This is a genomic window from Streptomyces sp. NPDC046925, assembly GCF_040644915.1.
GTDB lineage: Bacteria > Actinomycetota > Actinomycetes > Streptomycetales > Streptomycetaceae > Streptomyces.
The window spans coordinates 538,616-552,371 of sequence record NZ_JBEYWZ010000006.1 but is presented as its reverse complement, the minus strand read 5'-3'; the positions used below and the strand labels follow the sequence as shown (position 1 = coordinate 552,371).

General features: G+C 69.8%; 12 protein-coding genes. 10 read left to right on the top strand and 2 right to left on the bottom strand.

Going from position 1 to position 13,756, the window contains the following annotated elements:
- Positions 1 to 19 precede the first annotated feature (19 nt).
- The 8 genes from ABZ906_RS26935 to ABZ906_RS26900 all read left to right on the top strand — a co-directional run bounded on the left by ABZ906_RS26935 (position 20) and on the right by ABZ906_RS26900 (position 10,157).
- Positions 20 to 1,696 carry a sensor histidine kinase gene (locus ABZ906_RS26935; protein ID WP_361386725.1) on the top strand — a complete coding sequence of 559 codons (1,677 nt, stop codon included), beginning with the start codon at positions 20 to 22 and terminating at the stop codon, positions 1,694 to 1,696.
- Positions 1,693 to 2,379, top strand: coding sequence for a response regulator (locus ABZ906_RS26930; protein WP_361201258.1), 687 nt, complete (start codon positions 1,693 to 1,695; stop codon positions 2,377 to 2,379). The genes ABZ906_RS26935 and ABZ906_RS26930 overlap by 4 nt, the downstream gene beginning before the upstream one ends.
- Positions 2,380 to 2,699: 320 nt before the next feature.
- Positions 2,700 to 4,061 carry an extracellular solute-binding protein gene (locus tag ABZ906_RS26925; RefSeq protein ID WP_361386722.1) on the top strand — a complete coding sequence of 454 codons (1,362 nt, stop codon included), beginning with the start codon at positions 2,700 to 2,702 and terminating at the stop codon, positions 4,059 to 4,061.
- A gap of 178 nt (positions 4,062 to 4,239) precedes the next feature.
- On the top strand, positions 4,240 to 5,100 hold the full coding sequence (locus ABZ906_RS26920) for a sugar ABC transporter permease (protein WP_361201279.1): 861 nt from the start codon (positions 4,240 to 4,242) through the stop codon (positions 5,098 to 5,100).
- Positions 5,101 to 5,964 (top strand): carbohydrate ABC transporter permease, encoded by an 864-nt coding sequence (locus tag ABZ906_RS26915; RefSeq protein WP_361386719.1) that lies wholly within the window; start codon positions 5,101 to 5,103, stop codon positions 5,962 to 5,964. It begins immediately after the preceding gene.
- Between the two features lie 207 nt (positions 5,965 to 6,171).
- Positions 6,172 to 6,822, top strand: coding sequence for a hypothetical protein (locus tag ABZ906_RS26910; RefSeq protein ID WP_361386716.1), 651 nt, complete (start codon positions 6,172 to 6,174; stop codon positions 6,820 to 6,822).
- A complete protein-coding gene (locus ABZ906_RS26905; protein WP_361386713.1) occupies positions 6,810 to 7,844 on the top strand; it encodes a hypothetical protein in 1,035 nt (344 codons plus the stop codon). Before ABZ906_RS26910 ends, ABZ906_RS26905 begins: the two co-directional genes overlap by 13 nt.
- 54 nt (positions 7,845 to 7,898) lie before the next feature.
- The gene (locus ABZ906_RS26900; RefSeq protein ID WP_361386710.1) at positions 7,899 to 10,157 is read left to right on the top strand and encodes a protein kinase; all 2,259 of its coding nucleotides are present in this window, start codon (positions 7,899 to 7,901) and stop codon (positions 10,155 to 10,157) included.
- A 15-nt stretch (positions 10,158 to 10,172) separates the two neighbouring features.
- Here the strand turns inward: ABZ906_RS26900 and ABZ906_RS26895 are convergent, their stop codons facing one another.
- Positions 10,173 to 10,649: an HIT family protein gene (locus ABZ906_RS26895; protein ID WP_361386707.1), complete on the bottom strand. Its 477-nt coding sequence runs from the start codon at positions 10,647 to 10,649 to the stop codon at positions 10,173 to 10,175.
- Between the two features lie 300 nt (positions 10,650 to 10,949).
- Between ABZ906_RS26895 and ABZ906_RS26890 the strand changes: the two genes are divergently transcribed.
- Both ABZ906_RS26890 and ABZ906_RS26885 read left to right on the top strand, forming a co-directional pair.
- Entirely contained in the window at positions 10,950 to 11,729 is a 780-nt protein-coding gene (locus ABZ906_RS26890) for a hypothetical protein (protein WP_361386704.1), read from the top strand.
- Between the two features lie 155 nt (positions 11,730 to 11,884).
- Complete coding sequence (locus ABZ906_RS26885; protein ID WP_361386701.1) at positions 11,885 to 12,517, top strand: helix-turn-helix transcriptional regulator; 633 nt, start codon at positions 11,885 to 11,887, stop codon at positions 12,515 to 12,517.
- Positions 12,518 to 12,593: 76 nt separating this feature from the next.
- Here ABZ906_RS26885 and ABZ906_RS26880 read toward each other — a convergent pair whose 3' ends face one another.
- Positions 12,594 to 13,619 carry a 6-phosphofructokinase gene (locus tag ABZ906_RS26880; protein ID WP_361181309.1) on the bottom strand — a complete coding sequence of 342 codons (1,026 nt, stop codon included), beginning with the start codon at positions 13,617 to 13,619 and terminating at the stop codon, positions 12,594 to 12,596.
- Positions 13,620 to 13,756 lie beyond the last annotated feature (137 nt).

Here is a 13,756-nt window from a genome sequence, read left to right as displayed (position 1 = left end):
GGCGAGGCAGACTGGCCTCATGTCCCTCGCCCGCCCGCCCCGGCCGCGCAGCCTCGCCGGGCAGCTCTTCGCGATGCAGATCGTCCTGGTCACCGTCGTGGTGGCCGGATGTGCACTGTTCACGTTCCTGAGCGACCGGCAGCAGGCCGAGGAGGGCGCGCGCCGCCAGGCGACGGCCGCGGCGCGTGCGGTGGCGGATTCCCCTTCCGTACGCGAGGCCGTGCGCGGCGAGGATCCGACGAAGATCCTCCAGCCGTACGCGACCGACGTGCTGCACCACACCGGGGTCGACTTCGTCACGATCATGAACAGGGACGGCATCCGCTGGACGCACCCCGACGAGGAGCAGATCGGCGAGCGCTTCCTCGGCCACCGGGCGGACGCCCTGCGGGGCAGGACCTTCACCGAGACGTACACGGGCACGCTCGGCCCGTCCGTGCGCGTGGTCACGCCGATCCGCGCCACCGACGGCAGCGACCGCATCACCGGCCTGGTCAGCGCGGGCATCACCATCGAGGAGATCAGCGCGACGGCGCGCGGCCAGCTCCTCGCGCTCCTCGGTGTCGCGGCGGGCGCGCTCGCGCTCGGCGCTGTCGGCACCTACGTCATCAACGCCCGCCTGCGCCGCCACACCCACGGGATGAACGCCGCCGAGCTGAGCCGTATGCACGACTACCACGAGGCGGCGCTGCACGCGGTGCGCGAGGGTCTCCTCATGCTGGACGGGCAGCGGCGCATCGCCCTCATCAACGACGGCGGGCGCGAGCTGCTCGGTGTGTCGGGCGGCCTGGTCGGCCGGAACGTCGCCGAGCTCGGCCTGCCCGTGCCGCTGACGGGCGCGCTGCTCGCGGCCGAGCCCCGCGTCGACGAGCTGCACCTGACGGCGGACCGCGTGGTCGTCGTCAACACCTCGCCCGTGTCGAGCGGTGAACGCCGCGGCACGGTGGTCACCCTGCGTGACCACACCGAGCTCCAGGCCCTCACCGGCGAGCTCGACTCGGAGCGCGGCTTCACGCGCGCCCTGCGCTCACAGGCCCACGAGGCTGCGAACCGGCTCCACACGGTGGTCTCCCTCATCGAGCTCGGCCGCGCGGACGAGGCGGTCGACTTCGCCACGGCCGAGCTCGAACTCGCCCAGACGCTGACCGACCAGGTGGTCGCGGCGGTGAACGAGCCGGTCCTCGCGGCCCTGCTCCTGGGCAAGGCGGCCCAGGCGAACGAACACGGCGTGGAGCTGGTCGTCTCCGCCGACAGCAGCATCGACGACGGCATGCTGCCGCCTGGGCTGCCCGCGCGCGACCTGGTGACCGTCCTGGGCAACCTGATCGACAACGCGGTGGACGCGGCGCAGGGCTCGCCCGCGGCCCGGGTGACGGTGACGGCACGCGCGGACGGGTCGGGGCTGACGCTGCGGGTGTCCGACACGGGCCCCGGCGTGGACCCCGCGCACACGGAGGCGGTCTTCCGGCGCGGCTGGTCGACGAAGGCCACGTCCGGCCGGGGACTCGGGCTCGCCCTGGTCCACCAGACGGTGACGAAGCACGAGGGGACGCTTAAGGTGCGGGAGGCGGCCGGGGGCGGCGCGGAGTTCGAGGTGCTGCTGCGGACGGATGCCGCTTCCGCGGCCCCCGCGATGCCGGGTGCCGGTGACGAGGCGTCCACCGGACCGGACGCAGCAGACGGAGGCACCAAGTGACAGAGCCGATTCGCGTCCTGGTCGTGGAGGACGACCCCGTGGCGGCGGACGCCCACGTCCTCTACGTGAACCGCATCCCCGGCTTCCGGACCGTGGGGAAGGCGCACAGCGCCGCCGAGGCGAAACGGGCCCTCGACCGGACCGAGGTGGACCTGATCCTCCTCGACCTCCACCTCCCCGACGGCCACGGCCTCCAGCTGGCCCGCACCCTGCGCGCCGCGGGCCACCGCACGGACGTCATCGCCGTCACCTCGGCCCGCGATCTCGCGGTCGTACGCGAGGGAGTCTCGCTCGGCGTGGTCCAGTACGTGCTGAAGCCCTTCACCTTCGCCACGCTCCGCGACCGCCTCACCCGCTACGCCGAGTTCCGTACCGCGGCGGGCGAGGCCACGGGGCAGGACGAGGTGGACCGCGCCCTGGCCACCCTGCGCGCGCCGAGCCCCGCCGCCCTGCCCAAAGGGCTCAGCGGCCCCACCCTGGAGAGAGTGACCCGCACCCTGCGCGACGCGCCGCCCGAAGGGGTCACCGCCGCTGCCGCCGCCGAGAGCGTGGGCATCTCCCGCATCACCGCGCGCCGCTATCTGGAGCACCTGGTCACCACGGGCCGCGCCACCCGCACCCCGCAGTACGGACACGTCGGCCGCCCGGAGTACGTGTACCGCTGGCTGACGTCGGCGGCCTGACACGCCGGTCGGTGGCCTGACACCCCGGTCGACGGTCTGACACCCCGGTCGGCGGTCTGACCCGCCGGTCGACGGTCTGACCCGCCGGTCGACGGTCCGACATCCCGCCTCACCCCAAGCGCCTTTCCATACAAGCCGATTGGCAGTCGGCAGACCCACCGGTAACGCCTCGGCGCCGCCCCCAATAACAACGTTGTCACGTTGATGACAAGGGGCGACGCACGGGCATTGACCTTGCTCCGAACCCGCCCTTACGTTCACCGGGCAGCCCAGCGTTGCGCCCCGCGTGGTAACCCAGCCGCGTCGGCCAGTAGGAGGTCGTGCCCGTGCGCCCCACCGCCCCTCTGCTCCTCGTCACCGCCCTGGTCGCGGCCGGCGGCCTCACCGCGTGCGGCGGGGGCTCCGGCGACGATCCGGACACCGTGAAGGTCTCCTTCAAGCAGTCCACGGACAACCAGATCAAGGTCATGGACACCTATCTGGCGGACATCAAGAAGCAGTTCGAGAAGGAGAACCCCGGCAAGAAGGTGAAACTGGTGCCGATCAAGGCGCCGGACTCCGAGTACTACACCAAGCTCCAGCAGATGATGCGCTCCCCGAAGACCGCGCCCGACCTGGTCTACGAGGACACCTTCCTCATCAACTCGGACATCACCAGCGGATACCTCAAGCCACTGGACCAGTACCTGAACAAGTGGAAGGACTGGAACCAGTTCATCAGCACGTCCAAGTCGGCCGCGAAGGCGGCGGACGGCAAGACGTACGGCGTCCCGGACGGCACCGACACCCGCGGCCTGTGGTTCAGCAAGGCCATCTTCAAGAAGGCCGGGCTCCCCGCGGACTGGCAGCCGAAGTCGTGGGACGAGATCTTGGAAGCGGCCCGGACGATCAAGAAGAAGGTCCCCGGCGTCACCCCCATGAACGTCTACACGGGCAAGCCCGCGGGCGAGGCGGCCACCATGCAGGGCATGGAGATGCTCCTGTACGGCACGGGCCAGAACCCCATGTACGACCCGAAGTCCAAGAAGTGGGTCACCGGCAGCCAGGGCTTCAAGGACTCCCTGGAGTTCGTCGAGACCGTCTACAAGGAGAAGCTCGGCCCCGACGTCACCGACGCCCTCGACCCGAACTTCGCCACCCGCGTGCGCGGCGAACTGCTCCCCGACGACAAGCTCGGCATCAACCTCGACGGCTCCTGGCTGCCGCAGGACTGGGGCAAGGGCGCGGGTCACGAGTGGCCCGAGTGGTCGAAGAAGCTGGGCCTCGCCCATATGCCGACGCAGAACGGCGAGGCGCCCGGCAAGGTGAGCATGTCCGGCGGCTGGACCTGGGCGATCCCGACCAAGGCGTCCAACCCCGACCTGGCCTTCAGGTTCATCAAGACGATGCAGACCAAGGCCAACGCCCAGAAGTGGTACGTCGCCAACTCGGGCATCGCGGTCCGCAAGGACGTCGCCGCCGACCCCGCGTACCTCAAGGCGCAGCCCGGCCTGAAGTTCTTCACCGACCTGGTGCCCTCGACGCACTACCGCCCGGCGTACCCGGCGTACCCGAAGGTCTCCACCGCGGTGCAGGAGGCCATGGAGAAGGTCACCACGGGCGACGGTTCGGTGGCGGACGCGGCGAGCGGGTATGACGACGAGGTCAAGGCCGCTACGGACGGCGAGGTCGTCAACAAGTAGCCGCGGGCGGGTGCGTGTGGGCGTCGGTCCGCACGCACCCGCGTCGGCATCCGTCCGTACGCAAGGGAAGTGAGAGCCCGAGGTGACCACCGCACCCCCCGCCGGGCCCGGCGACATCGCGAAGACCGCTCCGGGCCCGGGCACCCCGCGCCCGTCGCGGCCCCCGTCCCGCTCCAAGCTGACGGGCCGGGCCCTGTCCCGCGCGCTGCCCGTCTCCCCCGCCGTGATCCTGCTGCTCCTGTTCCTGGCGGGACCGATCGGCTACTGCGCCTACATCGCCTTCACCGACCTCCAGCTCACCGGCCAGGCGGAGTCGAGCTTCGTCGGTTTCGACAACTTCCGTAAGGCCTTCGGCGACGAGGCGTTCCTCAACGCGGTCTGGCTGACCCTCGTCTTCACGGTCGTGTCGTCGCTGATCGGCCAGAACACCATCGGCCTCGCGCTCGCGTCCCTGATGCAGCGCGCCTCCAAGCCGGTCCGCACGGTCACCGGCGCGATCGTGATCACGGCGTGGGTGCTGCCCGAGGTGGTGGCGGCCTTCCTCCTGTACGCGTTCTTCCGCCGCGAGGGCACGCTGAACGCGGTCCTGGACTTCCTCCACCTCCCCTCGCAGAACTGGATGTACACGCTGCCGATCCTGGCGGTGTCGTTCGCCAACGTGTGGCGCGGGACGGCGTTCTCGATGCTGGTCTACTCGGCGGCCCTGAACGAGATCCCCAAGGAGATCACCGAGGCGGCCGAGGTGGACGGCGCGGGCGGCTGGCGCCGCATGTGGCACATCACGCTCCCGATGATCCGCCGCTCCATCGGCACGAACCTGATGCTGAACACCCTCCAGACCCTCTCGGTCTTCGGCCTGATCTGGGTGATGACGCGAGGCGGCCCCGGAAACCGCAGCCAGACCCTCCCCCTGTTCATGTACGAGCAGGCCTTCCAGAAGAGCATGATCGGATACGGCACGGCGGTGGCCCTGCTGCTCCTGGTCGTCGGCTCACTCTTCTCCCTCGTCTACATGCGCCTGCTCCGCACGGAGGTCTGAGTGTCCGCCAACACCGTCAAGTCCCCTTCCAGGAGCCTGAGTTCCCGCCGTACGAGCCGCCGTCTCGCGGCGGACGCCGGCCTGCTGGTGGTCGCCCTCGCGTTCGTACTCCCGCTGGCCTGGGTGATCCTGTCCTCGCTCGACACCGAGGCCGACCTCAAGGTGAAGGTCCCCGACGGCATCACCCTGGACAACTACGACGCGGTACTGACCCCCGAGATCACCTTCACGCCCCTGCTCAACAGCCTGCTGCTGTGCGGCGGCGGCACACTCCTGACGGTGGTCTGCGCGGCGCTCGCCGCGTACCCGCTCTCCCGCTTCAGGTCCCGCCTGAACCGCCCCTTCATGCTGACGATCCTCTTCGCGACCAGCCTCCCGATCACGGCGATCATGGTCCCGGTCTACGCGCTGTTCGTACAGGTCGACCTGATCGACACGATGCAGGGCACGATCTTCTTCTTCGCCGCGTCCCAACTCCCGTTCGCCATCTGGCTGATGAAGAACTTCATGGACGGGGTGCCCAAGGAGCTGGAGGAAGCGGCATGGACGGACGGCGCGTCGTCGTTCCAGTCACTGCTGCGGATCGTGCTCCCCCTGATGGGCCCGGGAGTCGCGGTGGTGACGGTCTTCTCCTTCGTCATGATGTGGGGCAACTTCTTCGTCCCCTTCATGCTGCTCCTGACTCCGGAACAGATGCCGGCATCGGTGAGCATCAACGACTTCTTCGGCAACAAGGGAACGGTCGTCTACGGCCAACTGGCAGCCTTCTCGATCATCTACTCGACACCGGTGATCCTGCTGTACGTACTGATCTCGCGGAGGCTGGGCGGGGGGTTCGCGTTGGGGGGTGCGGTGAAGGGGTGACGGCACGCTTCCGCGCCTGGAGGGGGAGAGACGGGCGGGGGATGGACAACACGGGGCCACGCGCGTACGGAACTGTGACATGAGTTCGCGGCGATAAATCCCTCCCGCCCCATTTCTCTGCAGATATCTATCTGGTATCCGGGTGAGGCCCCGACTAGCGTGCGGATCTCGCGCCGACCCACACGCCACACCTGCCAGGAGCCGACAGTGACCCGCCCCCTCCGCCTGACGACGGTCGCACTGTCCGCGGCCGCAGCCCTGCTTCTGACGTCCTGCGGCAGCGACGACGAGCCGTCCAAGGGCGACGACAAGATCGCCGGTGCGGATCAGGGGGGCGAGAAGTCCTCGTCGCCGAGCGAGCCCGCGGAGGCGGTGGCTGACCGCCCGAAGATCGAGCTGCCGTCGGACGTGTCGTTCACCTTCCAGTGGGCGAAGACCGGGGACAAGGCCAAGGACGCCGTGCTCGCCGACAGGGAGCAGGCGATCAAGACGGTCGACATGGCCATCGCCGAGAAGGATCCGACCCACAAAGCGATGCGCTTCTACCACGAGGGCGACGCCGCGGCCGCCGCGCAGAAGTACATCCAGGCCTACGTGAAGGCGCAGGCGCGCACCACCGGCGCCTACCGCTACTACGACGCGACCGTCACGGCCGACGGAGCCGGTGCGGCCCTCACGTACTGCGAGGACCAGTCCAAGGTCTACGACAAGTACCTCAAGAAGGACAAGATCGAAAAGTCACCCGCCACGAAGAACAGCTACGTGTTCTACGCGGCCAAACTGCGCAAGAACGATGCGGGCGCCTGGGTGACGACGCAGCTGAACGCGACTCGGGGGAGCGAAAAATGCCAACCATGAAGCACAGATCAGCGGCGCTGGCAGCCGCGGCGGCGTTGAGCTGCGTACTGCTGTCCGCGCAACCGGCGGCCGCCGAGAAGGACATCGGCGGGGGAACGCCGGCAGAGACGCCCGCCGTATCGGGCGACGAACAGGACGGAACTCTGCTCGCGACCGCCGGCGGAATCGTCTACGACCGTTCCAAGAACGGGTCCGGCGCCAAGGCGGGCGCCATCGCGCCCACCGGCAGCTACTCGCCGCCGCCCTGCTGGTACGGCCCCGCGTACACCCCCGCACAGTTCAAGAAGGAACGCGAGGCGACGTGGGCGGTCGACTCCACGGGGCACGAGTGGGACCTGAAGCAGCGGAAACGGTACGTCGAGGGCGAGCCGTACAAGGACTTCAACATGGACAAGGCCGGCAAGGGCTACTGGTGGTCGTCCTTCCCCAACAAGTCCTACCCGCCCGGCTGGGACAAGTGCACGAAGGAGACCTTCTGGGTCGACAAGGGCGACCCGCCCCCGGCCGACGTCCCCGAGGCCATCGACCCGGAGATCCTGGCGAAACTCGCGTACGCCGAGATCCGCGTGCCCGGCACGAAGGTGACGCTCGCGCCCGAGGGCGAGACGAAGGTCAACCTCCCCACCTGGGCGTGGCTGGACGGCGCGAAGTTCAAGCCCGTGTCGGTCACGGCGTCCGTGCCCGTGCTCGGCATCGAGGCGACGACGACCGCCGAACCCGTCTCCCTCAAGATCGACCCGGGCACGGCGGACGCCGAGACGTACCCCGCGTCCGGTGTCTGCGAGCTGAAGGGCGACAGGATCGGCGAGCCCTACGCCAAGGGCAAGTCCAAGGAGACCCCTCCCTGTGGTGTGAAGTACCTCCGCTCCTCGGGCGACGGTTCGTACCCGCTGAAGGCCACGGTCACGTGGAAGATCCACTGGACCGGCACCGGGGTGAACGCCGAACAGCCACTGCCTGACGGTGAGTTCGGCGCGGACCAGGACGTCGTCGTGGGAGAGATCCAGGCCATCAACCGCTAGGCGAACGGAAGACGGCGCCGCGACGACGTTCCGCGGCGCCGAGGGGGGAACACCGTGCGGGGGCGTTTGCTGAACGACCGGTACGAGCTGATCGAGCGGATCGGCGCGGGCGGCATGGGCGAGGTGTGGCGGGCCCGTGACCGGAGCCTGGGGCGCGAGGTGGCGATCAAGCTCTTCGTGCCTTCGGCGTCCGCGGACGAGGGCGAGCAGGAGCAGCTTCTGGCCCGGTTCCGGCAGGAGGCCCGCGCGGCGGCCTCGCTGGACAGCCCGCACATCGTCGCCGTCCACGATCACGGCACGGACGGCACCACCCCGTACCTGGTGATGGCCCTCGTACAGGGCCGTTCGCTCGACCAGGTGCTGCGCGAGAGTGTCCGCGTGCCCGTGGCGGACGCTCTGCGCTGGGCCGCGGACGTCTGCCGCGCCCTGGACGCGGCGCACTCGGCGGGTGTCGTGCACCGCGACATCAAGCCCGGCAACGTGATGATCGCGCAGGACGGCGCGGCGAAGGTCGTCGACTTCGGCATCGCGACGTTCATGGAGCGGGTCGCGGGCGACTCGCGCCTCACGCAGACCGGGCAGCTGCCGTTCGGCAGCGTGCCGTATCTGGCGCCGGAGCGGTTCCGGCAGGAGCCGGGCGACGGGCGCACCGACCTCTACGCGCTCGGCTGTGTCCTGTACGAACTCCTCGTCGGGCACCCGCCGTTCACCGGCTCGGCGGTCGGCGTCATGTACAACCACGTCAACGACGCACCGCTGCGGCCTTCGCGGGCGCGGGCCGAGGTGACGGCGCCGGTGGAGCGCATCGTCCTCGACCTCCTGGCGAAGAACCCCGCCGACCGTCCTGCGGACGCGGCGACGGCGCTGGAACGGATTCTGGCGGCGGGGCGGGGGGATGCGCGGGGTGCGCGGGGTGCGCGGGGTCAGGACGTGGAGGACAGCCGGGACGCCGTCGCCGACGAGGCGGGTGTGGCTGACGCGGCTGATGTGGTTGATGTGGCTGACGCGGTACCGCAGGCCCACCCGCCGACGGTCCGGGTAGGAGGCGTGGCGCAGATCGCGGACGCCCGCACCCAGCCGGCCGCGGGCTCCGTGAGCAAGCAGGCGCCGGGCGACGGCCCCCGGCGCCGCTCGCGCAAGCGTGTGCTGATCGCCGCCGCGCTCGTCCTGGCCGTCAGTGTCCCGACGGGCCTCGGCATACGCTCCCTCGCCGCGTCGGAAACCGAGACCACGTCCGGCAACAAGGACACCGCCCCGGCCGTCTACGAGATCGGCGTCGCCCACAGCTACGAGCACGTCGGCGCGAGGGACGCCGCCGACGAGTACGAGGAGTCGGAGTACAAGCAGTTCACGACACAGCAGCGGCGCACGGTCGAGTCCGCCTTCGCCGAGACGCTCGGCGCCAAGAGCGGCGACCGCTTCCGTCTCGTACCGCTTGCGGCCGACCCGGACATCCCGACGCGCAAGCTGCTCGCCAAGCACCCGGACATGCTCGCCGTCATCGGCGACACCAACGACTTCTCCTGGGTGCACGACACGGACGAGGCGTTCCTGCCCGAGATCGCCACCTGCTCCGACGTCGCTTTCTCCGGCGCGCAGTTCGCGATCCCGGCGGACGAGGCGCGACAGGGCGAGGCGATGGCCGAGTACCTCCTGACGCAGACGAAGGCACGCCGGGTACTGGTGGCCGAGGACGACATCTGGACGAACCGTTCGGGCGGCATGGGCGCCGCGCTGCGCAAGGCGGGCGTGAGCGTCGAGTCGCTGAAGACCGGCCCCACCGAGGTGAAGGCGGCGAAGATCCCGACGCTGGTCGAGGAGGCGCGGGCCGACGCGGTGGTGCTGCCCATAGCCGCGGACGTGGGCACGTGGGCCAAGAAACTCAAGGCCGACGGCTTCACGGGCCCCATCATCGCCGAGGGCGATTCGACCGGCATCTGCGAGGACTCCGAGGAGCGCAGCAAGGCCGAGGAGCAGGACAAGACAGTCCCCGACGGAGTCCTGCGCACCCGCAACTACACCGGCGAGCCGGGCGACAACCTCCCCGCACGCGGAAACGACGAACTGTACGACGGCGCCCTGGCCCTGGCCACCGCGCTCAAAAAACTCCCCGCCGACGCCTCGGCGACCTCGCTCCGGCACACCCTGGACCGCGAGATCCAGAACGTCTCCATCAACGGCGTCATCGACGAGATCGCCTTCGAGAAGGGCCGTTCGGCGCGGGAACGCCCGGTGTGGTTCGACCGCCGCGATGAGGACGGGTGGGCAGAAATCGGCAAGGTGGACAAGAAGTACGAGCCCACAAAGCAGTGAACCCCTGATCCGACCCTACGACCGGATGGCGTCCCGGATCCGGGCCGCGACCTCGGCCATCTCATCCGGCGTCACGTCCAGAACGTCGGCGGTCTCGGTCATCAGGACATAAAACTGCTGCTCGGCGTAAGGCACTCCGGGTGGCAGGGCAGCGATGTGCCAGTGGAGATGACTGTTCCCTTCCTGGCTGCCGAGGGAGTAGAGGTAGGTGCGCTCGGAGTCGAAGACGTGCTCGACGGCGAGGGCGACTTTCCGCACGACGCGCATGAGCCGCAGGTAGGCGGTCTCATCCAGCTCGCGCACAACGTGCTCGACGTGCGCCTTGGGCGCGACGAGGACCTTCCCGGGGAGGGTGGGCCACCGATCCAGGAACGCGACGTGGTGGTCGTCCTCGTAGACGATGTGATGGGCGTAGCCGGGATCCCCGTCAAGAAACGCACAAACAAAACAGGGCCCGACGCGGGCCCGCTCCATATATGCCTCAAGATCCATGGCTTTCCGCCCCGCGCTCATACGCAACTCCTGAAGGGCTGAGACTTGCTATTCCGGTCACCGCGCACATTCCGAATGTGGCGGTACGGAGTGGGCCACTCCCAACTCCTGCTCCGTTCCACACCAGAGAACACCAACGGCACATGCCTGGACCTGCATTTCGAGGGAGTGGCCGCCGTTCGACTAGGAACCCGGTACGTGGCTCCCGGGCTGCGCCTGGCCGACGTGCAAGAGCAGGCAACCCTGACATCGCTGGCGCCGGACCCAACCGGGGCGAGGTCAGGAGCAGGCCCCCGCCTTGTGGCACTCGCGATCGAGTCCGCATCGGGCGGAGTCGGCCTGGTGCTCTGCAGCAGGGTCCGCGCCCTGAGAGGCGGCTCGGACCCCCTCGGTGACGGCGGCACCGAGGAGAGCGAGCTTCTCTGGAGCCACCCGCCGCGGACGTGGGACATCCCCGAAGAGATTCTCGCCCGTTCCGTCTTCGGCCCGCTCGGCGGCATCGTCGAGATCGGTGTTGTTGCCGCGACCGGTACGTGGGAGCTCGCGGGCGTGTCCGTGGGTGGGTTTGTGGCCGCCCGCCGGGGAGGCGTGGCGCGGCTGCTCGGAGTCGTTCGAGAAGTCGGGGGCTTCGGGGAAAGCGTCATGGGGATCTTCGACGAGCTCGGGTATGCGTGCGAGCACCCCGTCGAGGCTCCGAGCCTGCTCCTGTGGTCCTCCGGGTATGAGGACGTGTCGAGTCAGTTTGAGCAGCCTGCCGCCGTCCGGCGGATGTGCCGCGTCGGTGCCGAGCTCCAGTTGACCTGGTTCCTCGATGCGATGGTCGAGGCCGCGATCGTGCGCGGTCACGAAGCCGCGCGCGGCGCCCCGCTGATCGCCGAGGCCCTGCACATCGCGGTCGGGCTTGTCGGCCCGGCTCTGGACGGCGCGCACGGCGTCGGCACCGTCCTGCGAATGTGGCGCGTCGCCCACCTCGCCGGTCTGCTGCTCCCCGGTTCGCCGGCCCGCCCCGAAGCCCGCACGCTCTTTCGGGAGTACGGGCACGCGCTGGACGCCGTACTGGGCGAGAACCGCGCGCCGTAGCTTCCCACCAATCCGCAACCTTGTGGGAACGCACCGTAGTCGTCAGGCCCCGACACCCATACCGTGTGCCCGTGCAAGCCAGCCAGCCTCCGTCGCACCAGCCCACCCCTCCGTTCAACTTTCCCGCCGCCCGGCGGCTCCGTGAAGCCCTCGGGATGGCTCACGGGCATGTCGCCTACGGGATGCGGGCCAGTTACGGGCTCGCCTACATAACCCCCGACACCATCGCCGCCTGGGAGCGCGGGCTCGCCTCGCCCACCTCCGCGGAGCTCACCGCCCTGGCGGGGACCCTGTGGTGCTCGCCTGGGGAGCTCATGGGCGCCGCCACCACCCTGCGCGAGCACCGGCTCGCGCGCGGGCTCGCGCCCGAGGACGTGGCGCGGGGGTCCGGTGTGGAGCTTCAGGCGTATCTGCGGATGGAGGAGACCAACAGCTGGCGCGGCAACGAGCGGCAGTCCGCCGCCCTCGCCGAGGTGCTGCAGCTGCCCCTGCCCGACTTCATCGCCGTCATCGGCCGCGCCGACGACCTCGCCGAACTGCTGCGCAGCGCCGTGACCAGCCGCTGGCAGGGGTACGTGCGGCCGGTCAGCAAGCTGCTGCCCGTGCCGAAGCGGCACGTCGAAGACGTGTTGCAGCAGTTGCACGCCGACTATCAGTCACGCATGGTGCGGACGCTCAGCTGGGGCGGCGGCACCGGGGCCGATGCCTCGGGGAGCGCCGGGCGGGACTTCCTGGACAAGATCCTGGAGCACTTCTGGGCTCAGGTGAGGGGGACCGACCGGGGGTGAGACCGGGGTTGAGATCCGGGCTGAGACCGGGGTCGAGACCGGAGACTCCCCCCGGCCGGGCCGCCTCGGAGAGGTCCTAGAAGACCGACTCCGCCTCGTCCATCCGGTCCTTCGGCACCGTCTTCAGCTCGGTGACCGCCTCCGCGAGCGGCACCATCGTGATGTCCGTGCCCCGCAGCGCCGTCATGCGGCCGAAGTCGTCGCGGTGCACCGCCTCCACCGCGTGCCAGCCGAAGCGGGTGGCGAGGACGCGGTCGTACGCCGTCGGGGTGCCGCCGCGCTGGACGTGGCCGAGGATGACCGGCTTGGCCTCCTTGCCCAGGCGGGTCTCCAGCTCGAACGCGAGTGCCGTGCCGATGCCCTGGAAGCGCTCGTGGCCGAACTGGTCGATCGCGCCGACGCCGTAGTTCATGGTGCCCTCCTGCGGGTGGGCGCCCTCGGCCACGCAGATCACCGCGAACTTCTTGCCGCGCGAGAACCGCTCCTCGACCAGCTTGACCAGGTCGGCGGGGTCGAAGGGACGCTCGGGGAGGCAGATGCCGTGCGCGCCGCCCGCCATGCCGGACTCCAGGGCGATCCAGCCCGCGTGGCGGCCCATGACCTCGACGACCATCACGCGCTGGTGGGACTCGGCCGTCGTCTTGAGGCGGTCCATCGCCTCCGTGGCCACGCCCACCGCGGTGTCGAAGCCGAAGGTGCGGTCCGTGGAGGAGATGTCGTTGTCGATCGTCTTCGGTACGCCCACGACCGGCAGGCCCGCGTCCGACAGCATCTTCGCGGCCGTGAGCGTGCCCTCGCCGCCGATGGGGATCAGGGCGTCGAAGCCGATCTCCTTGGCGAGCGCGGGGGCGTCCTCGCAGGCCGCGCGGAAGCGGTCGCGCTCCAGGCGCGAGGAGCCGAGAATCGTTCCGCCACGGGCCAGGATGCCGCTGACCTCGTTGAGGCCGAGGGAGCGGTAGCGGCCGTCGAGCAGGCCCGCGTAACCGTCCTCGAAGCCGATGACCTCGTCGCCGTAGTGCGTGACGGCTCGGTGCACGACCGACCGGATCACAGCGTTGAGGCCTGGGCAGTCGCCGCCTGCGGTGAGAATTCCGATGCGCATCGTGCTGTGTCTCCTGCTCGCTGTTGATGCGTGTGAGCCGGTCCGATTGTTTCATGGCCGCGAACCCGACGCCGTTCACGCCGAACCCGAGGCCGTTCACGCCGGACCCGCCGCCGTTCACACTCAAGGCCGCCGCT

What these genes read in the sequence shown, in the direction of transcription:
- ABZ906_RS26905 (WP_361386713.1), top strand. Translation starts at nt 6,810, where the DNA reads ATGCCAACCATGAAGCACAGATCAGCGGCGCTGGCAGCCGCGGCGGCG.
- ABZ906_RS26895 (WP_361386707.1), bottom strand. Translation starts at nt 10,649, where the DNA reads ATGGATCTTGAGGCATATATGGAGCGGGCCCGCGTCGGGCCCTGTTTT.
- ABZ906_RS26935 (WP_361386725.1), top strand. Translation starts at nt 20, where the DNA reads ATGTCCCTCGCCCGCCCGCCCCGGCCGCGCAGCCTCGCCGGGCAGCTC.
- ABZ906_RS26885 (WP_361386701.1), top strand. Translation starts at nt 11,885, where the DNA reads ATGGCTCACGGGCATGTCGCCTACGGGATGCGGGCCAGTTACGGGCTC.
- ABZ906_RS26880 (WP_361181309.1), bottom strand. Translation starts at nt 13,619, where the DNA reads ATGCGCATCGGAATTCTCACCGCAGGCGGCGACTGCCCAGGCCTCAAC.